Raw genomic sequence first — 23,069 nt, 5'->3', positions numbered from 1 at the left:
CGGCCGCGTAGTGCGGCGAGGCGACTTCCGACCCAAGACGCAAAAACAAAAAACCGGGCCCCAACAGCCCGGTTTTCTGTTTTTGGACGTCTTGTTGTTGCCTAGACGGTCCGCTTGCGAAAGCTTTTGGCCTCGGCCTTCGTGATCACATCACGATGACCTTGGCGCCGACCGACGTGCGGTCGTAGAGGTCGATAATGTCCTGGTTCATCAGCCGGATGCAGCCCGACGACATCGCCTTGCCGATCGAGAACCATTCCGGGCTGCCATGCAGGCGGTAGCCCATGTCGCCGCCCTTGTTGAAGAGATACATGGCGCGCGCGCCGAGCGGGTTCTTCAGGCCCGGCTCCATGCCGCCGGCGAATTTGGCGAGCTCGGGCTGGCGCTTGATCATCTGCGAGGGCGGCGTCCAGGTCGGCCATTCGCGCTTCAGCGCGATATGGGCGGTGCCGTGCCATTCAAAACCCTCGCGGCCGACGCCGATGCCGTAGCGCATCGCCATGCCGTCGCCCTCGATGAAATAGAGGAACTTGTTCTGCGTATCGACGATGATGGTGCCCGGCTTCTCCGGCGAGTCGTACCGCACTTCCTGGCGGTGGTACCTGGCGGGGACCTTCTCGATCGGGATGCGCGGCAGCTGATAGCCGGCATCGCTCATCGCGCCATAGTTGTTGGTGAACATTTGCCCACCGATGGTGCTGCACCCGCTGATCGCGGTCGACAGCGCAAGAGCGGCAAGGATTGCAAATGACTTCAAGCGCATGAAAAGGTCCGATGCCCCGCCTGGATGCCAGCGGCACGAGTCGGCCGCTTTGTTGTCATCATTCATGCTGGCATTTCTTTTGCTTGCCAAGCGCGCACTGCCTATATGCAAGATCTTGCACGCGGGTAAGTGCCGAACTGCGGCATTTCCGCAACAGGCCTCACAGGATTGTGAAACAAAATCAATGAGGCGGCTCATAGAGCCGCCTGGGTTCGAGGAGAGCGCCATGAATGTCGGTGATGCCGCCGAGCGTTCCGGCCTGCCGGCCAAGACCATCCGCTACTATGAGGAGATCGGCCTGATCCGTCCGGCGCGGGCCGAGAACGGCTATCGCGATTACTCCGGCGACGATATCCACCGGCTGGCCTTCCTGCGCCGTGCGCGCAATCTCGGCTTCTCAATCGACGATTGCAGGCAGCTGATGGCGCTCTATCAGGACCGCGGCCGCGCCAGCCACGACGTGCGCGAGATCGCCGCCGCCCATGTCAGGGCGATCGAGGAGAAGCTGCGCGAATTGCAGTCGATGCGCTCGACGCTGCAGACACTGATCCACGCCTGCCATGGCGATGACCGGCCGGACTGCCCGATCCTGGACGACATGGCGGGAGCAGCCTGAGGTCCGAGGCCTGTCAGCGCTTCCAGAAATGGCGGTGCGATGCGAGCAGTTCGTCCGCGATTTCGGGGAACGGGCCGAAGACCTCGATCTTCTTCTGGCCGGCGGCGAATACGGTGCGCGAGGCGAGGTTCATCGTCGGATTCTCCGCGTGATCCCCGGTGAGCGCCAGGAGATCGGTCTCCTCGAAGCCGTAGACCAGCCGCCCGATACTCGCCCAATACATCGTGCCGGCGCACATCGCGCAGGGTTCGCCGGTCGAGACCAGCGTGCATTGCCACAGGAACTCCGGCTCATAGGCCGCCGCGGCGCGGCGGGCGAGCTCCGTCTCGGCATGGCGCACCGTGTCGAGATTGCCCTGCCGCATCAAAACACGATCGTCCGGCCCGACAAGCACGCAACCGAACGGATGATGGCCATGCGCCGCCGCCTCGCGCGCGACGGCGTCAGCGGACCGGAGGTGGGCGAGCATCTGATCGCGGGTCATGGGAATTCCTCCACGGTGAGATTGCTGCCAGGGGATTTGATTAGCAAGAACTAAACTTCTCTTGAGCCTCCCGCTTGGCTTTGAACTCCGACCATTTCCGGTTTGGTGCTATTTTGACAACCGCACAATGAGATTGCTGGGCCATGGGCATGCAGGAAGACATCGAACGGGTCGAGCAGCATATCCGCGAGATTGAACAGCGGATCGAGCGCCAGCGCGCGGTTATCACCCAGGCCGAGGAAAGCGGCTTGCCGACCGACGGCCCGCGCAACTTCCTGTGGTTCCTGAAAGAGACATTGAGCCTGAGCCGCGACCACCTGGCCAGGCTTCTGGCGGATGAATTCCGGGCGGGCGACTCGCAATAAGTGCAGCGAAGCCCATAGAAAGGCGATTATATATTTGACAGACCCAAATCGACGTGCGATAATGATTCCAAGGAGTTATCGCTATGTCCGTTCTTTCCCGCCCCTACTTTCATGACGAAGCCGCCGCCTTCGAACACGTCGAGGGTGTGCTGTGGCCGCAGGGTCCGGTTTGCCATCATTGCGGCTCCATGGAAAAGCACTACGCATTGAAGGGCGGTCGCACGAAGCCCTCCAAGAAGAACCCGCACGGCGTCGAAATCCACGGTCTCTACAAGTGCTCGGATTGCCGCAAGAAGTTCACTGTCCGCATGGGCACGATCTTCGAAGAGTCAAAGCTTCCGCTGCACATTTGGCTCCAGGCTTTGCATGCCATGTGCGCCAGCAAGAAAGGCGTTTCGGCTCACCAGCTGCACCGTGCTCTGGAAATCACCTACAAGACCGCTTGGTTCCTTTGCCATCGCATTCGTGAAACCATGCGCTCGGGTGACTTCACGCCTATGGGCGGCAACGGCAAGACAGTCGAGGTTGACGAGACGTATATCGGTCGTCTCAAAGGTACGCCGGTCAAGTCGGGCGGCGGCGCGCACAAGAACACCGTAGTTACGTTGGTCGGGCGTGGCTGTCGCGCCTATTCCTTCCATGTGGATGCCGCCCGTATGGGAACCGTCATGCCTATCGTGCGCGCCAACATTGCTCGCGAAAGCTATCATGACTGACGAGTCCGGCGTCTATCGCCGCGCGAGCCAAGAATTCGTCACGCATTCCAAGGACGAATACGTTCGCGGCAACGTCCATACGAACACGCTATTACTCGATCTTCAAGCGCGGCATGAAGGGCGTCTACCAGCATTGCGCCGGACACCATCTGCACCGCTATCTGGCGGAATTTGACTTCCGCTACAGCAACCGTTCGGCGCTCGGGATCGAAGACAACGTGCGGTCGCTCATTGTCTTAAAGGGCGCCAAGGGCAAGCGCCTCACGTACCGGCAACCTGCTTGACGCCAAGAAGGGTCATTACCGCAAACCGATCCAGCTAAAGCTTCCGCTTTGGAAGGGAGAGCCCTTTCGGAAATGCTGGCGCAAATAGCTGTGGATGGCCGGGATGTGAATAGCGGGGATTCCGCTTGACTCTTTGACCTGATAGAGTCTGATTCGTTCCTAGCGGCTAGAACAACGATGAACGCGCGACACGGTGATAATCTGCCGGCCGTAGCACCACTGGCAACAGTGGGGGCGCATTGTGGGGTTCGATGGCAGGCCCCATCGCGTTCAAATACCGGCGGGTAACCCACGCGGTTACCCGCCGACCTTCCCATCAAACTAAGATAATTCCGCGGCTAACAATCGACTGCCGCTGACGATCATTGCAGCGGTGGAATGTCGAGATGTACGTTTCATAGCCGGCACCGGCGGCCTTTATTGCGGCTTTGTATTGCCTGCCTGTCTCTGGATGGACATAGAAGACACAAGCGCATCCTCGCTTGTCCGCGACCCATAGGCCGCTCTTGATCATCGCCGGGAGGCACAGCATATCCATCATGCTTATGTCGGGATGCTTCCGCAGAATATGGTGCAGGGAAAAGCTCGACAAATATGCTATGCCAAGCGGGCACTTTAGGTGAGCGGAGACTGCCGGTGGTAAGTGACAGATATTGATTGCGGCTGATGGTGTCCGCAACAGATTGTACAACTGGGAAAGTTCCAACCCCATGAAAAAACCGGAATCATTAACGACCGGCAAGAGTCAAGTGGACAAGTTCCGCGAACTGGCGCGTAAGATTGGCACCGTCGATTCCGAAGAGCCGTTGAATGAAGCACTTAGGAAGATGGCGAAGTCGCTGCCGCCGAAGGGCGATAAGAAGGGTAAGGATGACTAGGCGGGTCTAGACGCGCTTCGCGAGGTCTCCGACGATTGCTTGATGGAATGGTTTGATCTGGTCGGGCTCGTTAACAACTTCTTCCGTGGTAGGAACAAACAATCCCTGCAGAGCCGACAAACCGCTTGCTGACTTTCGTATTACCCTTCTCCCGCCCTCTAAGATCTCTGAGGACTCCAGTGTCGCGATGCGATCCTGAACATAGGTGACAACGCCGCGACCGATGACCTCTTCAAATATTCCGAGACTTTCACCCGTGTCGGGGTCGAGAACCTCCTCCCCCTGTCGGTAAACAATATAATCGTGCCCTACCTCTACGCCGTCGTCTTTCCCGACATTGAGGGCGACCTTGAATTTATTGATCACTTTGGCGACTTTGGCATGCTTCATGGTCTGTCCAACCCGATTCTAGGGGTGCCAGGTTTTATGATTATTTCTTTGAAGTGATCCGCTGATCCAGACGTGAGGCTAGTCCATATGTCGTCCGCGCCTTCTGCGCGATGGATCACTGACAGCTGTACCTTCCTGTCATCCTGAATATTGAATACCTCAGCGATGCCTAAAAACCGCTCGAACCCGTCCTTTTGGGCGAGGAACAGTGAGTACCCGAAGCCATATGACAGCCACGATGCCGGCGAGATGAGAAATATGCCGGGTGCTTCTTTCTTGAAAAACAGGACCTTCGGCCTCACGAGGTCGGCAGACGGCCGACTGAGGTACAGATGGAGTGCGGTCCCAGAGTAGACAAATGCCGATGTGGCGATGGTAATTGCAATAATCGCCGACGAGAATGTTGAGATAGCCGGAAGGATTAGGCTTAAGACCCATCCAAAGAATGCCGCTCCGCCAAAAGCGAAGCCCCACGGCAACATCCACCAGCCGCGCTCTTGCTCTCTAGACGCCACCCAATCTCCCCCGATTGAGACACCACTTAGCATACAAATTGCCCGCGTGTAATCCGGGTCTGTCAAATATATAATCGCCATAGAAAAACGGGTTCAAACCATGAACAAAATCTGGCATGGTGGCTGCCATGCCCATTGTTTCCCCGATTCCCCTCAACCCTTTGATCGACGGCCGCCAGTCGGAGCGCGCCATGCTGGTGCGGCGCGGCGTGCAGCGGCTGCTGACCGAAATGGGCGCGCATGTGCTGCCGGAGCTTTCGCTGGCGACAGGCCGCCGCGCCGATCTCGTCGCGCTGACCAGGCAGGGCGACGTCTGGATCATCGAGATCAAATCCTCGATCGAGGATTTCAGGGTCGACCGTAAATGGCCCGACTACCGGCTGCATTCCGACCGCTTCTTCTTCGCCACCCATCCCGGCGTTCCCCAGGACATCTTTCCCGAGGAGTGCGGCTTCATCCTTTCCGACGGCTACGGCGCGGAGATCCTGCGCGATGCGCCCGAGCACCGCATGGCGGCAGCGACGCGCAAGGCGCTGATGCTGCGGATGGCCCGCGCGGGCGCCGCGCGGCTCTTGGCGGCGGAGCTCGCCGGCGTCGCGGTGCCGGCGCTGGATGGCGAGAGCGAGTAGCGCCTGTTCCTCGCCGCACTAGGCGGGAGAGGAAATAGGCGTTGCAGCTGACCTATTCCACTTCTTCTTCCACTCCGCTGCCCGCCGGTGCCATGAGCAGGATGGCGGCGCCCAAGAGGGCGGCAATCAGCGAGCCGGCGAGGATGCCGACCTTCACCGCGTCCTGCAGCGCCGGGTCGCTGGCGAAGGCGAGCAGGCCGATGAACAGGCTCATGGTGAAGCCGATGCCGCAAAGCAGCGAAATGCCCAGCATGTGCAGCCAGCCGGCATTGACCGGCAGGTCGGCGAGGCCGAAGCGGATCGCGAGCGCCGAGGAGCCGAAGACGCCGACCAGCTTGCCCAGCACCAGGCCGGCGGCGACGCCCAGCGTCAATGGCTCGACAAGGGCCGCAAAGCTCAGGCCGCCGAGCGAGACGCCGGCATTGGCGAAGCCGAAGATCGGGATGACGAGGAAGGGCACCAGCTTGTGCAGGCCGTGTTCCAGCCGGTGCAGCGGCGAATGCTCGAGATCGTGGCTGATGCCCGGAGAACGCTCAAGCGGGATGGTGAGCGCCAGCGCAACGCCGGCAAGCGTGGCGTGCACGCCCGACTTCAGCACCAGCACCCACAGCAGCGCGCCGAGCAGCAGATACGGCCAGAGCTTCATGGCCCGCATGCGGTTGAGCACGACCAGCAAGGCGATGACGACGAAGGCGGCGGCCAGATAGGCGAGCGACAGGCCGCTGGTGTAGAACAGCGCGATGATTATGACGGCGCCGAGGTCGTCGATGATGGCGAGAGCGGTGAGGAAGACCTTCAGCGAGGCCGGCACCCGGCTGCCGAGCAGCGAAAGCACGCCGAGTGCGAAGGCGATGTCGGTGGCGGTGGGGATCGCCCAGCCGGAGAGTGCCGCCGCATTGTCGCGGTTGATCAAGACATAGACCAGCGCTGGAACCAGCATGCCGCCGGCGGCGGCGATGCCGGGCAGCACCCGGCGCGGCCAGGTCGAGAGCTGACCATCCAGCATCTCGCGCTTGATCTCCAGCCCGACCAGCAGGAAGAACACCGCCATCAGCCCGTCATTGATCCAATGCGAGACGCTGAGCGGTCCGAGATAGGCGTGCAGGACGGCGAAATAGGTTGTGGCCAAAGGCGAGTTGGCGACGATCAGCGCAAGGGCTGCCGCCACCATCAGGATGATGCCGCCAGCGGCCTCGCCGTCGAGGAATTCACGCAGGATCGATTTCGGCCGTTCGTCTTGCATGGTGCCTCGCTAACCTAGCCTGTTGGCCGGGAATCTGTGGTCCAATGATGCGCAACGTCAGTGGAGATGCAAGGCTTACGGGCGACACCGCAGCCGATGCTTCGAAAATTGGCCGAAACGTCCGTCTCTTCGTCATCCACGGGCGAAGCAAGGAGCGAAGCGACGCAGCGCAGACCCGAGGATCCATTCCGTTACATCGGAGCGGTGCCGACGGCGCAGAATTCTGCTCCGCTGCATCCTCCGGCCAAGGTCACGGCATGGATCCTCGGGTCTCCGCGTCCGCTTCGCTCCCGCTCCGCCCGTGGATGACGACGCTTGCCTAGCGCGGAGCCCGCTTCGCGAGGATCCGCTGCAGGGTGCGCCGATGCATGTTCAGCCGGCGCGCCGTCTCGGACACGTTGCGGTCGCACATTTCGTAGACGCGCTGGATGTGCTCCCAGCGCACGCGGTCGGCCGACATCGGGTTTTCCGGCGGCGCCGCGCGCTCGCCTGAGGTCCGGGTAAGCGCGGCGAAGACGTCGTCGGCATCGGCGGGCTTGGAGAGGTAGTCGATGGCGCCGAGCTTCACCGCTGTCACCGCGGTGGCGATGTTGCCGTAGCCGGTCAGGATAATGGCGCGGGCATCTTCGCGTCTCTCGCGAATGGCGGCAACGACATCGAGGCCATTGCCGTCGCCGAGCCGCATGTCAACCACCGCATAGGCCGGCGGATGGGCGCGCGCCTTGGCGACCGCCTCCTCCACGCTCTCCGCCGTCTCGACCACGAAGCCCCGAGTCTCCATAGCCCGAGCGAGCCGAGTGAGGAACGGCTTGTCGTCCTCGACGATGAGCAGCGAGGTGTCCTCGCCCTCGACCATTGCAACAGTCGTTTCGTCTCCGCTCATCTTATCGGCATCCTACTGACTTGAACCACCTCGCCCCGGAACGAATTCTAGCGAATGCGCCTTAAGTTCTTGTTTCCAGGCGCGCCGTTTCCCAAAAAAGCTGCACGGTTTTGGGCGGCATGCCTCACTTTTACGCAGATACAGTCCCGCAGGGGCAATGTCCAATTTTTACAGCCGGCAACAGAGCTGCCATGCAGTAAATGCAGGGCTTTTTCACCGTTTCGCAATTCCGGACGGAAAACTACGGCGAAGTCGCCGAGCCCAACCGCTGCGCACTTTTCCTGGAATTGCTTTAGGCATTGTCGAACATGGTGGCCGAGGCGTGGTCCTGGTTGAGGAACACGCCGCGCGGCCATGCGATCTGCACCACCGCGCCTTCGCCAAGCCCGCTCGAATTGCGGAAATCGATGGTGGCGCCCGATCGTTCCAGCAAGGTCTTGGCGATGAACAGCCCTAGCCCCAGGCCGCCGCCGGCCTCCGTGCCCTGGCGCGTCGACATATAGGGTTCGCCGATGCGGTCGATGATCTCGGCCGGAAAGCCCGGCCCGTCATCGGTGATCGAGAAGATGACCTTGTCATTGTCCCAACTCCAGCTGACGGTGACCGACTTGCGGGCGAAATCGACGGCATTCTCGACCAGGTTGCCGAGCCCATAGATGACGCCGGGGCTGCGCTGGCCGACGGGCTCGGGGCCGATACACTCGCCGGGCCGCAGCCGGATCGAGATGCCGAAATCGCGATGCGGCGCCGTCACCTCCTCGACCAGCGAGGTGAGCGGCATGCGCGACAGATGCGCTTCGCCTTCCGAGGAAAGGCTGGTCAGCCGCTTCAGGATCTCGCGGCAACGCTCGCTTTGCGAGCGCAGGAGCTTCACGTCCTCGCCGTATTTCGGGTCCTTGCCGAGTGCCTTCTCCATCTCCTTGGCGACGACGGTGATGGTCGCCAAGGGCGTGCCGAGTTCGTGCGCGGCCGCCGCCGCCAGCCCGTCCAGCGCCGACAGATGCTGCTCGCGCTGCAGCACCAGTTCGGTGGCGGCCAGGGCGTTGGCGAGGAGGCGCGCCTCCGCCGCGACGCGGAAGGCATAGATGGCGGTGAAGGCGATCGAGGCGAACACCGCCATCCACATGCCGGCGACATAGATGAACGGCATCGGCAGCGGCGCGTCCTCATACCAGGGCAGTGGCAGGTGGAAGAACACCAGCAACGTGGCGGCTATCATGACCAGCGCGCCCAGCACCGCGGTCATGGGCAGCGGCAGCGAAGCGGCCGAGATGACGACCGGGACCGAAAGCAGCACGCAAAACGGGTTGGTCAGGCCGCCGGTCATGTAGAGCAGGCCGGTGAGCTGGATGCCGTCGAAGGTGAGAATCGCGAAGGCCGAAAGCGGGGTCAGGCGGTGCGCCGCCGGATAGCGGAAGGTGAGCCACAGATTCATCCAGGCCGAGCAGGCGATCAGCGCGAAGCACATCGACACCGGCAGCGGGAATTTTAGGCCATAGGCGACGACCAGCACGGTCAGGCTCTGGCCGACGATGGCCAGCCAGCGCAGGCGGATCAGCGTGTTGAGCCGCAGCCGCTGGCTTTGCTGGGAATCGGGCGCGCGCAGGATGTTGATCATCGACTTACGATTATAACCGCGGGAGGGTAAGCGCTAGTAGCGCTGTAAAGGCGACTTGAGCGATTGGCAGCCGGTGTTTCGGTTCACCATCATGAGCGCTTGGTGGTTGGCCGGGGCCGTCGCAACTTCGTCATCCACGGGCGGAGCGACGCGAAGCGGAGCGCAGACCCGAGGATCCATTCCGTTACCTCGATCGTAGAGAGCAGCGGAGGGAATTCTGAACCGTGGCAACGCGTCGACGTCGCGGAATGGATCCTCGGGTCTGCGCGCGTCGCTTCGCTCCTTGCTCCGCCCGTGGATGACGAAGCGATGGGTGTTTGCGCCAATCGCCAATATATGCCGTCCGTTAACGCGAGGCTCGCCAAAACTTCTGGGCAAGCCTACGTTCCGCGGGGCTTGGCACGGCTGGTGGCGGCGGCCAACAGCGGATTTTCCGGCCAGACATGCTTGGGGTAGCGACCGCGCATGTCGGCACGCACGTCCGCCCAGGAACCGCGCCAGAAGTTAGGGAGGTCGCGCGTCGTCTGGATGGGGCGGTGCGCCGGCGAGAGAAGCTCCAGCGTCAGCGGCACGGTGCCGTTGGCGATCGCCGGATGACGGTCGAGGCCGAACAGCTCCTGCACGCGGACCGCAAGCACCGGCCATTCGCCGTCGTAGCGGATCGGCACGTGACTATCCGACGGCGCGTCGAAATGGGTCGGCGCCAGCGCGTCGACCTTGCGCTGCAGGTCGTGCGGGACCAAGGCCATGAGTGCCGACGACAAAGTCGCCGGCTTGATGGCCGCGAAAGAGGCGTCGCCGGCGAGAAACGGCAGGAGCCAATCGTCGAGGCCCTCGACCAGCGCTTCATCCGAAACGTCGGGCCAGGGCGCTCCCAGACCGCGATGCAGCCAGCCGAGCCGCTGCCGCAACGTCTCGGCATCCTTGCCCCAATCGAGCAGCGACAGGCCGTGCTCCCGTAAGGCGTCGAGGATAGCCTGATCGGCATCGGCGCCCGACGGCGCCGGCAGCATACGCTCGAACAAGGTGATGGCGCCGAGCCGCGCGGTCTCGCGCACCCGCACGGCGCGGCGCTCGCGGTCGAAGGTCGTCTCGCGCTTCGTCTCGATGCGATCGGCAAGAGCGGCGCGGATATCGGCTTCGCCGACCGGCGCGGCGGCGGTGATGCGGGCGTTCTGCGCCTTGCCCTGCAGGTCGGCGACCACCAGCCAGGTCTCATTGGCGAGCGGATCAGCGGCTTCGACCATGGCGCCCGAGCCGTTGGCGAGCACGAAGCGGCCGCGCTCGCCGCGCGCTCTCGCCACGCGATCCGGCCAGGCATGGATCAGGAGCGAGCCGGCGGAGACCGCCTCGCCGCCCTGCCCGCCGCCGGCCTGTCTGGCCAAACGCTCGGCGAGCTGCCTGGCGGCGTTGGCGCGCGGCGATTTCTCGCCGCGAAAGCGGATCAGGCGGCGTTCGAGATCGGCGCTGTCGCCGCCCGATCCGCGCTCGGTCAGCAATACGGCAAGTGTCGCCGCTTCCTGCGCATGACCGCCTCTCACCGCTTCGGCCACCATATGCGCCAACCGCACCGGCAATGCCAGCTTGCGCATGGCGGCACCCGCCTTCGTCAGCCGGCCGGCATCGTCGATGGCATGCAGCGCCTTCAGCAGCACCCTCGCCTCGCTGAGCGCCGGGGCCGGCGGCGGATCGAGGAAGGAAAGGCTGGACGGATCGGCGACGCCGAAGGCGGCGCAGTCAAGCAGCAGTCCGGACAGATCGGCCTCGAGGATTTCCGGCGGCGAGAAGGCGGGGAGCGACGCGGTCTGCTCGGCCCGCCACAGGCGAACCGCCACGCCGGCTTGAGTGCGGCCGGCGCGGCCGGCGCGCTGATCGGCCGAAGCCTTGCTGACGCGCACCGTCTCAAGCCTGGTCAGGCCGCTCGCCGGCTCGTAGCGCGGCAGGCGCGACAGGCCGGAATCGATGACGACACGCACGCCGTCGATGGTGATCGAGGTCTCGGCGATCGAGGTCGCCAGCACCACCTTGCGGCGGCCGGCCGGCGCCGGTCTGATCGCCTGATCCTGCGCCCGGTTGTCGAGCTGGCCGTAGAGCGGAACGATGTCGGTGTCGGCGGCGACATTGCCCTGAAGCCGCTCGGCGGTGCGCTCGATCTCGCGCTGTCCGGGCAGGAAGGCGAGCACGCTGCCCTGCTCGCCGGCCAGGGCCGCGCGCACGGCCTTGGCCATGGCGTCCTCGATCGCCAGGCCGGCCGGCCGTTCGTCGTAGCGGACCTCGACCGGATAAGCGCGGCCCTCGCTTTCGATCACCGGTGCCTGCGCCAGAAGCCTCGATACGCGGGCGCCGTCGAGCGTCGCCGACATGACCAGCAGACGCAGGTCAGGCCGCAGCGCGCCCTGCACGTCGAGCGCCAGCGCCAGGCCGAAATCGCCGTCGAGCGAGCGCTCATGGAATTCGTCGAAGATCACCGCCGAAACGCCGGGCAGTTCCGGGTCGTCGAGAATCATGCGGGAGAGCACGCCTTCGGTGACGACCAGGATTTTTGTCCGCGCCGACGTGCGGTTCTCCATGCGCATGGCATAGCCGACCGTGCCGCCAGGTTCCTCGCCGAGCAGCTCGGCCATACGGCGGGCAGCGGCGCGAGCGGCCAGCCGGCGCGGTTCGAGCAGCACGATCCGGCCTTTGCCCAGCCAGGGCGCGTCGAGCAGCGCCAGTGGCACCAGCGTCGTCTTGCCGGCGCCGGGCGGCGCCACCAGCACGGCGCTGCTGCGCTGCGAGAGCGCTTCGCCGAGCGCCGGCAGCACGGCAGTGACCGGAAGCTCCGGCAGGGGTTTTGTCGTCATCTGGCCCGCATATCAGCGGTCGCGGTCGCCATGCAACTTGCGAGGGCCGGTGCGCGGTCAAAGCCTGGTGCGCGAAAACGGATTCCAGCGCACGGTGCCGAGCCTCACCTCTTCGCGCACCATCGTCAGCAGGCCGGAAGCGCCGACCACCGCCAGGCCGACCAATGACAGCCAGTCGGGATATTCCTGGAAGAACAGCGCGCCGAGGATGACCGCCCAGACGATCTGCGAGTAATGCGTCGGTGCGATGCGGTTCGCAGGCGCGTATTTGACCGCAAGCAGCTGCAGAAGTTGTCCGCCGGCGGTGAAGACACCGGCCAGCATCAGCCAGACCAATTGCCCGAGATTGGGGAGCGAGAACGACGTCGCGGCCGCGCCGACGCCGTTGAAGACAAGGCCATAGCCGACCAGGGCGCCGAGAATCGTCGTGCGCTTTTCCTGCTTGGCGAGCGAGCGCATCAGGATGACGCTGGTGGCGGCGAGGAAGGCGTTGGCGAAGGCGGCGAGATGGCCGAGATGCAATTCGCGAAAGCCCGGCCGCACCACCAGCATGACGCCGAAGAAGCCGGCGACCACGGCCAGCCACCGCCAGGGACCGACCTTTTCCTTCAGGATGACCGTCGACAGGATGGTGACCAGCAGCGGCGCCAGGAAGATCAGCGCGTAGACTTCCGCCAGCGGAATGGTGGTGAAGGAATAAACGCTGAGCACACCCGACGCGATGCCCGCCAAGGCGCGCGCCTGCACCGCCCACGGCCTTTTGGTGCGCCAGAAATCGCGCCAGCGTTCGTCATTGGGCTTGGTAAAGAACAGAAAGCAGCCGGCAAACAAGGTCGAGAAGAAGCCGATCTCGAAGACGGTGAACTGCCCGCCCAGGCTCTTGATGACCCCGTCGCTGAACGAATAGCTTGCATAGGCGATCAGGGCGAGCAGGATTCCGTTCGGCATACCATTTCCGGGAGAGAAGACGTGAAGATATTGGCGCTGGGGGCACATCCCGACGACATCGAGATATTCATGTTCGGTACGCTGGCCGCCTATGCGGCGCAAGGCGCAGAGCTGACTTTTGCGATAGCCACCGATGGTGCCAAGGGCGGCAAGGGCGACCCGAAGGCGCTTGCCCGCCTGCGGCGCGAGGAGGCGGCCAAGGCGGCGGGGCTGCTCGGCGTCGAGCCGCGTTTCCTCGACTTTCCCGACGGCGCGCTCATTGCCGATGCAGCGTTGATTTCGGTGCTGAAGGCGCTGATCGGCGAGGTGAAACCCGACCTCGCGATCACCCATGCGCCCTACGACTACCACGGCGACCATCGCGCCCTGTCCGATGGCGTGCGCATGGCCGCATCCTTCGCCGTCCCTGTGCTGCATGCCGATACGCTCGGCGGCACCGGCTTTTCGCCGACGCATTATGTCGAGATCTCGCAATCAAGGCGAAAGCGATCCGCGCGCATCACTCGCAGGGTCCGGAGCACTATGTGCACAGGGCACGCCTCCAGAACGAGTTTCGCGCCGGGCAATGCAACGGCGCCGCCGGCGCGCTGGCCGAGGGCTTCCGCTTCGAGCCGACCTTCCCCTTCGCGGATATACGCGCGCTCCTGCCGCCGGCGCCGCCGATCCGGCCGGTGACGGCAAGCCCAGGCCCCGCCGACCGGGCCGGCTGACCGCGGCGGGCGCAGCGTCCGGCGACCGTTTCCCAACGATTTCAATCACCCGTTTCGTCATGCTGCGGCGCAGCAACGAATTCGCTTGCGTTGTTTAGTAAAAATGGCATCACTAAACAAATTACTAAACATCGGCGGCGCATCGCGCACCATAGCGACGCATAGCTCGCCGTGTTCAGGCCCTCGGAGGAGCGAGGGTTGAGGGGCTCTTGAAACCGTCATCCGGACGCGTTTCGCAAATGGGAGGTAAGGCATGAAATCGACCTTGAAACTGGCGTTGGGACTGGCCTCGGCGATCTTTGCGTCGACAGCCGTCTCGAACGTCGCGCATGCGGAAGACCTGACGCTGTGCTGGGCGGCCTGGGATCCGGCCAACGCGCTCGTGGAACTGTCCAAGGACTTCACCAAGGAAACCGGCATCGGCATGAAGTTCGAGTTCGTGCCGTGGACCAATTACGCCGACCGCTTCCTCAACGAGCTCAACTCGCACGGCAAGCTCTGCGACCTGATCATCGGCGACAGCCAGTGGATCGGCGGCGCCGCCGAGAACGGCCATTACGTCAAGCTGAACGACTTCTTCGACAAGGAGAAGATCAGCATGGACGACTTCGTGCCGGCGACCGTGGTCGGCTATTCCGAATGGCCGAAGAACACGCCGAACTACTGGGCGCTGCCGGCCATGGGCGACGTCGTCGGCTGGACCTATCGCAAGGACTGGTTCTCCAAGCCCGAGCTGCAGAAGGAGTTCAAGGAGAAATATGGCTGGGACCTCGCCCCGCCGACCACTTTCGACCAGCTGAAGCAGATCGCCGAATTCTTCCAGAAGCGGCAGATCGACGGCAAGACCGTCTATGGCGCCTCGATCTACACCGAGCGCGGCTCGGAAGGCATCACCATGGGCGCCATGGACGTGCTCTACAGCTATGGCTTCCAGTATGAGAACCCGAAAAAGCCCTATGAGATGGAAGGCTACGTCAACTCCGAAAAATCGGTGAAGGGGCTGGAATTCTACAAGGCGCTCTATGATTGCTGCACGCCGCCCGGCGCTTCCAACAGCTACATGGGCGAAGGCGTCGACGCCTTCAAATCCGGACAGGTGGCGATGCATATGAACTTCGCCTTCACCTGGCCCGGCCTGCAGAAGGACGAGAATGTCGGCGGCGACAAGATCGGCTATTTCGTCAATCCGAAGGGTCCCGACGGCGACCAGTTCGCGCAACTCGGCGGCCAGGGTATTTCGGTGGTTTCCTATTCCGACAAGCAGGAATCGGCGCTGAAATACATCAAGTGGTTCGCCAACAAGGACGTGCAGGCCAAGTGGTGGTCGCTCGGCGGCTATTCCTGCCTGAACTCGGTGGTCAAGGACCCGAAATTCCCGTCCAGCCAGCCCTATGCGCAGGCCTTCCTCGACTCGATGGCCATCGTGAAGGATTTCTGGGCGGAGCCCAGCTACGCGCCGTTGCTGCAGGCCTCGCAGAAGCGCTTCCATGATTATGTCGTCGCCGGTCAGGGCTCGGCCAAGGACGCCCTCGACGGTCTCGTCAAGGACTGGACGCAGGTGTTCCAGGACGACGGCAAGATGTAACCGCTCCTCCCGAGCAACATCGACGCGTCCCGTGCCGCCCTTGGCACGGGACGCAGTTCAGATAGATTCCATAGCCGAGACTTACCCGTGACCGAAGCAGGACTTACAATGCTCAATCGGACTGCGGACAACGTTGCCCGGGCGACGCCGGAGCCGTTGGCCAAGAAGATCCGGGGCATCAGCGACAAGGGCCTCGCCTGGCTGTTCATCTCGCCGACGATCCTTTTGCTGTTGGCCATCAACATCTTCCCGCTGTTCTGGGCGATCTATCTCTCCTTCACCAATTATCGCGCCAACCGCCCCAACGAGGTGGTGAAGAACCTCGGGCTCGCAAATTACCAGCGCATCCTCGGCGACCAGGACATCTGGATCGCCATGCAGACGACGGCGCATTTCGTGTTCTGGACGATCCTCTTGCAGACCGTCATCGGCTTCACGCTGGCCTGGCTGATCGACCGCAAGTTCCGTGGCCACGCCTTCTGGACCACCATCATCCTGGTGCCGATGATGCTGTCGCCGGCGGTGGTCGGCAATTTCTGGCGCTTCCTCTACGAGCCGCAGATCGGGCTGTTTTCCTATGTCATCTCCTTCGTCACCGGTATTCCGCCGACGAATGTCCAGATGCTGTCCAATGTCGAACTGGCGCCATGGGCGATCATCATCGTCGACACCTGGATGTGGACGCCTTACGTGATGCTGATCTGCCTCGCTGGCCTGCGCTCCATTCCCGAATACATCTATGAAGCGGCCGAGGTCGACCGCGCCTCCAACTGGCGCCAGTTCTGGTCGATCACCCTGCCGATGGCGCTGCCCTTCATCATGCTGGCCGTGCTGTTCCGCGGCATCGAGAACTTCAAGATGTTCGACATGGTCAACCTGCTGACCGGCGGCGGACCCGGCTCGACCACGGAAGTCGCCTCGATCACGCTGAAGCGGCAGGCCTTCGAGAGCTGGCGCACCGGCTATTCCTCGGCCTTCGCCATCATCCTGTTCGTCGCCGTGTTCGGGCTGGCCAACATCTACGTCAAGGCGCTCAACAAGGTGAAGCAGAGATGAGCCTGACCACCGCCCATTCCGTCGTAGCACCCTCGTCGAACGCGAAGCTGATCGCCGGCACGATCATCATAGCCTATGCGCTGATCTCGATCGTGCCGCTGTTGTGGATCTTCGCCACCAGCTTCAAGACGCCGCCGGATTCGATCGCCTACCCGCCGAAGATTGTCTTCCAGCCGAGCATCGAGGGCTATTGCAACCTGTTCACGACCCGCACCCGGCAGACGCCGGAATACATCAACTCGCTCGGGCCGGCGACCGGCTTCTGCGACGAGACGGTGCGCAAGCGCAACATGGTGATCGCCGGGCCGTCGAACTTCCTGCCGCGCTTCGTCAACTCGCTGATCATCGCCTTCGGCTCGACCTTCTGCGCGGTGTTCCTCGGCACGCTCTCGGCCTATGGCTTCTCACGCTTCAAGGTGCCTTTGGCCGACGACCTTCTGTTCTTCATCCTGTCGACGCGCTTCATGCCGCCGATCGCGGTGGCGATCCCGATCTACTTGATGTATCGCGAACTCGGCCTCTCCGACACCGCGCTCGGCATGATCCTGCTCTACACCGCGGTCAACGTCTCTTTGGCGGTCTGGCTGCTCAAGGGCTTCATCGACGAGATCCCGCGCGAATACGAGGAGGCCGCGATGATCGACGGCTATACGCGGCTGCAAGCCTTCTGGCGCACCGTGCTGCCGCAGGCGACCACCGGCATCGCCGCGACCGCCATCTTCTGCCTGATCTTTGCCTGGAACGAATATGCATTCGCAGCGCTCTTGACCTCCGGCACGGCGCAGACAGCGCCGCCCTTCATCCCGACCATCATCGGCGAGGGCGGCCAGGACTGGCCGGCGGTGGCGGCGGGCACGACCATCTTCCTGGTGCCGATCCTCGTCTTCACCATTCTGCTGCGCAAGCAGCTCCTGCGCGGCATCACCTTCGGCGCGGTGCGCAAATGAGCGGTGTGGGAATAAGTCGACCCCCACTCCGTCGAGCTTCGCCCGACACCTCTCGCCCGATCGACGGGGTAGAGGAAGGGCGCGAACTTCATTCAGCCAGGCTCCCTTCCTCTCCCTCCGGAGGGGGGAGAGGTGGCGCTGCGAAGCAGCGACGGAGTGGGGGAATCACCTGGCAACCATCTCTCCCCTTGAACGAGAAGAAAGGGAGGAACGCATGAGCCGCACCGTTGTCTCCAAGCGCTCCTCTTGGCCCCGCTGGGCAAGGCGCGGCCTGATGGAAAACATCGCGACAGCGATCATCGCGATCGGCTTCCTGATGCTGTTCCAGCCCTTCGCGCTGTCGCTCTACACCTATTCCTTCATCACCATGCTTGCCGGTACGGTCATGTTCATCATCGTCTCGAAATTCCCGGAATAACGATGGCCGAGATCCGTGTTCAAAACCTGAGGAAAGCCTTCGGCGCATTCGTCGCCGTGCAGGATTCCAATTTCGTGGTCGAGGACGGCGAGTTCTTCGTCATGCTCGGCCCGTCCGGCTGCGGCAAGACGACGACGCTGCGCATGATCGCCGGCCTCGAGCTGCCGACCGGCGGCAAGATCCTGCTCGGCGGCGAGGACGTCAGTATGCGCCGGGCGCGCGAGCGCGACATCGCCTTCGTCTTCCAGCTCTTCGCGCTCTACCCGCATATGAACGTGCGCCGGAATATCGGCTTTCCGTTGCTGGCGCAGGGCATGGCGTCGGCCGAGATCCGCAGCCGCGTCGAGGAGACCGCCAAGCTGCTGCGTATCGACCATCTGCTGGACAAGTCGGTCTCCGGCCTCGCCGGCGGCGACCGCCAGCGCGTCGCGCTCGGCCGCGCCATCGTGCGGCGGCCGAAATGCTTCCTGATGGACGAGCCGCTCGGCACGCTCGATACCGAGTTCCGCGACCTGATGGTGCATGAGCTGCGCGAGCTGCACAACCGCATCCACGCCACGACCGTCTATGTCACGCACGACCAGATGGAAGCCATGTCCATGGCCGACAAAATAGCGGTGATGAACCACGGCGTCATCGAGCAGTTCGGCACGCCGCGCGAGATCTACGACCGGCCGGCAACGATGTTCGTCGCCGATTTCATCGGCTCGCCGCCGATGAATTTCCTGAAGTTCGGCGGCGGGCTCGCCAGGGGCGCGAAGGAGATCGTCGTGCAGGGCGCCAAGGTGGCGGTGCCGGAAGTGCGCGAGGATATCGCCCCGGCCGACATGGCGCTCGGTATCCGGCCCGAGCACATCCGCTTCGACGATGCCTCGAAGCTGCGCGGCGCCATCTACGGCACCGAATATCTCGGCACCACGCAGATCGTCGCGGTCGAGACGGCCGACGGCATCATCAAGGCGCGGGTGCCGGCCGGCATCCACCTCAGCCCCGGCGAACAGGTCGGACTGGCCTTGAGCAGCGCCCGGCTGTCGCTGTTCGAAAAGGGCTCCGGACGCGCGGTCAGGACCGCCATGCATGATCAAGCAGTGGAGGCGCGCCATGGCTGATGTCCACATCAAAGGCGTGACCAAGAGTTTCGGCGACACCGTCGCGATCAACGATCTCGACCTTGCCATCAAGGACGGCGAATTCGTCGTGCTGCTCGGTCCTACCGGCGCCGGCAAGACGACGACGCTGAGGCTGGTCGCCGGGCTGGAGCGGCCGGACAGCGGCACGATCCATATCGGCGGCCATGACGCGACCGCGCTGTCGCCGGCCGAACGCGACACCGCCTTTGTCTTCCAGCAATATTCGCTCTATCCGCATCTTTCGGTGTTCGACAATCTCGCCTTCCCGCTGCGCTCGCCGGCGCGGCGGTTTCCCGAAGAGGCTGTGCGGCGGCGCGTCGAGGAAGTCGCGCGCATGGTGCGCATCGACCACAAGCTCGACAACCGCTCGACGAAACTGTCGGGCGGCGAGATGCAGCGCGTCGCCATCGGCCGCGCCCTGGTGCGCAAGCCTGCGATCTACCTGATGGACGAGCCGCTGTCCTCGCTCGACGCCAAGCTGCGCGCCGATCTCAGGCTCGAGCTGAAGCGCATCCAGTCCGAGCTCGGCGCCACCATGCTCTATGTCACGCACGACCAGATCGAGGCGATGACCATGGCCGACCGCATCGGCATTCTCGCCGACGGCATGCTGGTGCAGATCGGCACGCCGCGCGCGATCTATTCGGAGCCGGCAAACCTTCATGTCGCGGCGCGCCTCGGCCAGCCGGCGATCAACCTCCTGCCGGCCGGACTGCTGCCCGACGGCGGTGCGCCGGCCGGAACGGCGACGATCGGCGCCCGCACCGAGCATCTCGCGATCGAGAAGGCGATGAACGGCCATGCCGACGGCGTGGTCGACTGGGTCGAGCATCTCGGCGACCAGAACCATCTGCATGTGACCGTGGGAGCGAAGAAGCTGGTGACGCTGACCGATCCCGACACGCCGCTCGCAAAGGGGGACAAGGTGACGATCCGCTACGTCGCGCCGCTCTATTTCGGCTCGGACGGGCAGAGATTGATGTAGCGGGGGACTGATGTAGCCGCCTCGCGCCTTATTGGCACACCGATTGACGATACGGACTGGACGAAATCCATGAAGCACTTTTTCAACCGCAAGGACACGATCGTCACCGAAGCGCTCGACGGCTTCCTCGCCACGGTGGGATCGGGCGCGCTCGCCCGCCTCGACGGCTATCCCGAGATCAAGGTCGTGCTGCGCGCCGACTGGGACAAGACGAAGGTGGCGATCGTTTCCGGTGGTGGCGCCGGGCATGAACCCTCGCATGCCGGCTTCGTCGGCGCCGGCATGCTGACGGCGGCCGTCTCCGGCGAGATCTTCGCTTCGCCGAGCGTCGAGGCGGTGCTGGCGGCGATCCGCGCCACGACCGGCCCCGCCGGCTGCCTGCTGGTCGTCAAGAACTACACCGGCGACCGGCTCAATTTCGGGCTGGCCGCGGAGAAGGCGCGCGCGGAGGGTCTGGCGGTCGAGATGGCGATCGTCGGCGACGATATCGCGCTGCCCGAGATCGCGCAGCCGCGCGGGGTCGCCGGCACGCTGTTCGTGCACAAGATCGCCGGGCATCTTTCGGAAAGCGGCCGTGACCTGGCGTCGGTCGCGGCCGCGGCGCGCGCGGCGGCGAAGGACATCTTTTCGCTCGGCATCTCGCTGTCCTCCTGCTCGATCCCCGGACAGGCGCATGAGGAGCGCTTCGGCGCCGAAGACGGCGAGCTTGGCCTCGGCATCCATGGCGAGCCGGGCGTCGAGCGCATCGCCCTGCAGAGCGCCGGCGCATTCGTCGCCATCATGGCGGAGCGCCTCGCCGCGCGGCTCGACACCGGCAGCCGCTATGCCTTGCTGATCAACAATCTCGGCTCGGTGCCGCCGCTCGAAATGTCCTTGATCGCCAATGCGGTGCTCGCCTCGCCGCTCGCCAAGGCCGTGGCGCTGACGATCGGCCCCGGGCATCTGATGACGGCGCTCAACATGAACGGCTTCTCGCTGTCGCTGATCAAGCTGGACGCCGAGCGCGAGGCGGCGCTGCTCGCGCCCGTCGGCCCGCATGCCTGGCTGCCGGCGAAGCCGGTTCGCGCTCCGGTCGTCGTGGCGATGGCAAGACCTGCTATCGGCGCAACCATCAAGACCTCCAGCCGCGATGCGGCCGCCGAGCGGCTGATCAGAGCCGTCTGCCAAAGGCTGATCTCGCTGGAGGAGCCGCTCAACGCGCTCGACGCCAAGGCAGGCGATGGCGACACCGGCTCGACCGTGGCGACCGGGGCGCGCAGCATCCTCGAGCGCATCGAGACGCTGCCGCTTGCCGATCGCGCCGCGACCGCCGCCGCGATCGGCGATACGCTGGGCACGTCGATGGGCGGCTCCAGCGGCGTGCTGTTGTCGATCTTCTTCACCGCCGCGTCGCAGTCGCTCGGCACCGGCGCGTCGGTCAGCAAAGCCTTGCTCGCCGGGCTCGACCGGATGACTTTCTATGGCGGCGCCAAGGTCGGCGACCGCACCATGGTCGATGCGCTGGAGCCGGCGCTGCGGATTCTCGACGCGACCGGACTGGAAGCGGCGACACAAGCGGCGCGGCAAGGCGCCGAGGCAACCGCCGCGATGCGGAAGGCGAAGGCCGGGCGTTCCGCCTATATCGGCAGGCAACTTGACACAGCGGATCCCGGCGCCTTCGCGGTCGCCGAGGTTTTCGCCGCCGTGGCGGCGCTGTTTGCCCCGGCATGAAGGGCAGAAAAATGGCCGCAGCCGATTTCTCCAGACTGATCGCGGCGGCGGCCGATACGATCGCGGCGCATGCCGAGGAACTGACCGCGCTCGACCAGGCGATCGGCGACGGCGACCACGGGCTGAACATGAAGCGCGGCTTCGAGGCCGTGCGCGCCGAGGCGGACGCCTTTTCGGCCAAGCCGCTGCCCGAGGCGCTGAAGGCGGTCGGCACCAAGCTGGTGATGGCCGTCGGTGGCGCCTCCGGGCCGCTGTTCGGCACGTTGTTCATGGCGCTCGGCAAGGACATGCCAGCAGCACCCGATCGAAACGGGCTGGCCGCGGCGCTGGGCAAGGCGATCGAGGCGGTCGCGGCGCGCGGCAAATCGCAGCCGGGGCAAAAAACCATGCTCGACGTGCTGCAGCCGGTGTATGAGGCGCTGATGCAAGGCAAGACGGCCACCGAAATCGTCGATGCGGCCGACAAGGCGGCGGAAGCCACGGTGCCGATGAAGGCCCTGCGCGGACGCGCTTCCTTCCTGGGAGAGCGCTCGATCGGGCATATGGACGCCGGAGCGCGCTCGACCGCGCTTCTGGTGCGCGCAGTCGCGGAAGCGATAGAGGGTATTTGATGAGCAATGTCGGTATCGTCATCGTGTCGCATTCCCCCCTGGTCGCCGAGGGCACGGCCGACATGGTGCGCCAGATGGTGGGCGACGAAGTGCCGCTTGCATGGTGCGGCGGAAACGGCCATGGCGGGCTCGGCACCAGCGTCGAGGCGATCATGGATGCGATCGACAAGGCCTGGTCGGAAGCGGGCGTCGCCATACTTGTCGATCTCGGCGGCGCCGAGACCAATTCGGAGATGGCGGTCGAGATGATCGGCGAGCCGCGCTCCCACAGAATAGTCGTCTGCAACGCGCCGATCGTCGAAGGCGCGGTGATGGCGGCGACCGAATCCTCTGGCGGCGCCTCGCTCAAGGAAGTGGTGGCGACGGCGCATGAATTGTCGCCGTCGTGAACGAACGGGAACCGACTGAATGTCCGCATCCGCCGAAGCAACGGTCCTGATCACCCACGCCGTGGGCCTGCACGCGCGCCCTTCGGTGAAGTTCACCAAGCTCGCGAAGTCGTTCGCGGCCGAGGTGGAAGTGGCGGTGGCCGCCAACGGTCCCTGGTTCGACGCCAAGAGCATCGTCAAGGTGATGGCGGCCAAGGCGCCGAAAGGGACCATGCTGCACATCCGCGCCACGGGTGACGGCGCGGCCCAGGCGGTGAAAGCGCTGGTCGATCTGGTGCAGCGTGACTTCGACGAGGACGCGGATCATGCCAGGTCCGCTTGAGACGTATCTGCATGTCGATGTGCTCGCAAGG

Annotated in this window: 23 protein-coding genes and 2 pseudogenes; 16 read left to right on the top strand and 9 right to left on the bottom strand. The window is 64.0% G+C overall.

What is annotated here, in order from left to right; all coding sequences use genetic code 11:
* Positions 1–145: 145 nt before the first annotated feature.
* On the bottom strand, positions 146–763 hold the full coding sequence (locus FJW07_RS01230; protein WP_140682918.1) for a L,D-transpeptidase: 618 nt from the start codon (positions 761–763) through the stop codon (positions 146–148).
* A gap of 226 nt (positions 764–989) precedes the next feature.
* On the opposite strand from FJW07_RS01230, the gene cueR reads away from it, so the two are divergent.
* Complete coding sequence (gene cueR / locus FJW07_RS01225; protein ID WP_140650341.1) at positions 990–1,379, top strand: Cu(I)-responsive transcriptional regulator; 390 nt, start codon at positions 990–992, stop codon at positions 1,377–1,379.
* Between the two features lie 13 nt (positions 1,380–1,392).
* On the opposite strand, the gene FJW07_RS01220 is transcribed toward cueR, so the two are convergent.
* Positions 1,393–1,863, bottom strand: coding sequence for a nucleoside deaminase (locus FJW07_RS01220; protein ID WP_140853926.1), 471 nt, complete (start codon positions 1,861–1,863; stop codon positions 1,393–1,395).
* A gap of 143 nt (positions 1,864–2,006) precedes the next feature.
* On the opposite strand from FJW07_RS01220, the gene FJW07_RS01215 reads away from it, so the two are divergent.
* From FJW07_RS01215 to FJW07_RS31575, 3 genes and pseudogenes are all read left to right on the top strand, one after another.
* Positions 2,007–2,228, top strand: a complete 222-nt coding sequence (locus FJW07_RS01215) for a hypothetical protein (RefSeq protein ID WP_140853924.1) — start codon at positions 2,007–2,009, stop codon at positions 2,226–2,228.
* A gap of 83 nt (positions 2,229–2,311) precedes the next feature.
* Positions 2,312–3,228, top strand: a pseudogene (locus tag FJW07_RS01210) (IS1595 family transposase).
* 710 nt (positions 3,229–3,938) lie between these two features.
* A complete protein-coding gene (locus tag FJW07_RS31575; RefSeq protein WP_181182529.1) occupies positions 3,939–4,106 on the top strand; it encodes a hypothetical protein in 168 nt (55 codons plus the stop codon).
* Positions 4,107–4,112: 6 nt separating this feature from the next.
* Here the strand turns inward: FJW07_RS31575 and FJW07_RS01205 are convergent, their stop codons facing one another.
* Both FJW07_RS01205 and FJW07_RS01200 read right to left on the bottom strand, forming a co-directional pair.
* Positions 4,113–4,496: a hypothetical protein gene (locus FJW07_RS01205; RefSeq protein ID WP_140853922.1), complete on the bottom strand. Its 384-nt coding sequence runs from the start codon at positions 4,494–4,496 to the stop codon at positions 4,113–4,115.
* Positions 4,493–5,077, bottom strand: coding sequence for a hypothetical protein (locus FJW07_RS01200; RefSeq protein WP_140853920.1), 585 nt, complete (start codon positions 5,075–5,077; stop codon positions 4,493–4,495). The genes FJW07_RS01205 and FJW07_RS01200 overlap by 4 nt, the downstream gene beginning before the upstream one ends.
* Before the next feature lie 62 nt (positions 5,078–5,139).
* Between FJW07_RS01200 and FJW07_RS01195 the strand changes: the two genes are divergently transcribed.
* Complete coding sequence (locus tag FJW07_RS01195; RefSeq protein ID WP_181166940.1) at positions 5,140–5,640, top strand: MmcB family DNA repair protein; 501 nt, start codon at positions 5,140–5,142, stop codon at positions 5,638–5,640.
* Between the two features lie 52 nt (positions 5,641–5,692).
* Here FJW07_RS01195 and nhaA read toward each other — a convergent pair whose 3' ends face one another.
* From nhaA to FJW07_RS01170, 5 genes are all read right to left on the bottom strand, one after another.
* A complete protein-coding gene (gene nhaA, locus FJW07_RS01190) occupies positions 5,693–6,883 on the bottom strand; it encodes a Na+/H+ antiporter NhaA (protein WP_140853916.1) in 1,191 nt (396 codons plus the stop codon).
* A 319-nt stretch (positions 6,884–7,202) separates the two neighbouring features.
* Positions 7,203–7,766: an ActR/PrrA/RegA family redox response regulator transcription factor gene (locus FJW07_RS01185; protein WP_140853914.1), complete on the bottom strand. Its 564-nt coding sequence runs from the start codon at positions 7,764–7,766 to the stop codon at positions 7,203–7,205.
* 292 nt (positions 7,767–8,058) lie between these two features.
* Positions 8,059–9,384: an ActS/PrrB/RegB family redox-sensitive histidine kinase gene (locus FJW07_RS01180; protein WP_140853912.1), complete on the bottom strand. Its 1,326-nt coding sequence runs from the start codon at positions 9,382–9,384 to the stop codon at positions 8,059–8,061.
* Between the two features lie 380 nt (positions 9,385–9,764).
* Complete coding sequence (hrpB, locus tag FJW07_RS01175) at positions 9,765–12,227, bottom strand: ATP-dependent helicase HrpB (protein WP_140853910.1); 2,463 nt, start codon at positions 12,225–12,227, stop codon at positions 9,765–9,767.
* Positions 12,228–12,284: 57 nt separating this feature from the next.
* Positions 12,285–13,175 carry a DMT family transporter gene (locus FJW07_RS01170; protein WP_140650370.1) on the bottom strand — a complete coding sequence of 297 codons (891 nt, stop codon included), beginning with the start codon at positions 13,173–13,175 and terminating at the stop codon, positions 12,285–12,287.
* Positions 13,176–13,196: 21 nt separating this feature from the next.
* Here FJW07_RS01170 and FJW07_RS01165 point away from each other — a divergent pair.
* The 11 genes and pseudogenes from FJW07_RS01165 (at position 13,197) to FJW07_RS01115 (ending at position 23,038) form a co-directional block, all read left to right on the top strand.
* Positions 13,197–13,885, top strand: a pseudogene (locus FJW07_RS01165) (PIG-L deacetylase family protein).
* A gap of 253 nt (positions 13,886–14,138) precedes the next feature.
* The gene (locus FJW07_RS01160; protein ID WP_140853908.1) at positions 14,139–15,470 is read left to right on the top strand and encodes an ABC transporter substrate-binding protein; all 1,332 of its coding nucleotides are present in this window, start codon (positions 14,139–14,141) and stop codon (positions 15,468–15,470) included.
* A gap of 108 nt (positions 15,471–15,578) precedes the next feature.
* Positions 15,579–16,526 (top strand): sugar ABC transporter permease, encoded by a 948-nt coding sequence (locus tag FJW07_RS01155; protein ID WP_140644837.1) that lies wholly within the window; start codon positions 15,579–15,581, stop codon positions 16,524–16,526.
* Entirely contained in the window at positions 16,523–17,473 is a 951-nt protein-coding gene (locus FJW07_RS01150) for a carbohydrate ABC transporter permease (RefSeq protein WP_041001244.1), read from the top strand. Before FJW07_RS01155 ends, FJW07_RS01150 begins: the two co-directional genes overlap by 4 nt.
* A gap of 214 nt (positions 17,474–17,687) precedes the next feature.
* Positions 17,688–17,891, top strand: coding sequence for a hypothetical protein (locus FJW07_RS01145; RefSeq protein ID WP_140702469.1), 204 nt, complete (start codon positions 17,688–17,690; stop codon positions 17,889–17,891).
* A 2-nt stretch (positions 17,892–17,893) separates the two neighbouring features.
* A complete protein-coding gene (locus FJW07_RS01140; protein ID WP_140853906.1) occupies positions 17,894–19,000 on the top strand; it encodes an ABC transporter ATP-binding protein in 1,107 nt (368 codons plus the stop codon).
* Positions 18,993–20,006 (top strand): ABC transporter ATP-binding protein, encoded by a 1,014-nt coding sequence (locus tag FJW07_RS01135; RefSeq protein ID WP_140853904.1) that lies wholly within the window; start codon positions 18,993–18,995, stop codon positions 20,004–20,006. Before FJW07_RS01140 ends, FJW07_RS01135 begins: the two co-directional genes overlap by 8 nt.
* Positions 20,007–20,075: 69 nt before the next feature.
* Positions 20,076–21,716, top strand: a complete 1,641-nt coding sequence (locus FJW07_RS01130; protein ID WP_140853903.1) for a dihydroxyacetone kinase subunit DhaK — start codon at positions 20,076–20,078, stop codon at positions 21,714–21,716.
* Between the two features lie 11 nt (positions 21,717–21,727).
* Positions 21,728–22,327, top strand: coding sequence for a dihydroxyacetone kinase subunit DhaL (gene dhaL, locus FJW07_RS01125; protein ID WP_140853901.1), 600 nt, complete (start codon positions 21,728–21,730; stop codon positions 22,325–22,327).
* On the top strand, positions 22,327–22,716 hold the full coding sequence (gene dhaM / locus FJW07_RS01120) for a dihydroxyacetone kinase phosphoryl donor subunit DhaM (protein ID WP_140650393.1): 390 nt from the start codon (positions 22,327–22,329) through the stop codon (positions 22,714–22,716). The genes dhaL and dhaM overlap by 1 nt, the downstream gene beginning before the upstream one ends.
* 19 nt (positions 22,717–22,735) lie before the next feature.
* Entirely contained in the window at positions 22,736–23,038 is a 303-nt protein-coding gene (locus tag FJW07_RS01115) for an HPr family phosphocarrier protein (protein ID WP_140782526.1), read from the top strand.
* Positions 23,039–23,069: the final 31 nt, after the last annotated feature.

This window comes from Mesorhizobium sp. B3-1-9 (assembly GCF_006439595.1).
Lineage (GTDB): Bacteria > Pseudomonadota > Alphaproteobacteria > Rhizobiales > Rhizobiaceae > Mesorhizobium.
The sequence above is the reverse complement of the archived record's forward strand: the minus strand, read 5'-3'. Positions and strand labels throughout refer to the sequence as shown.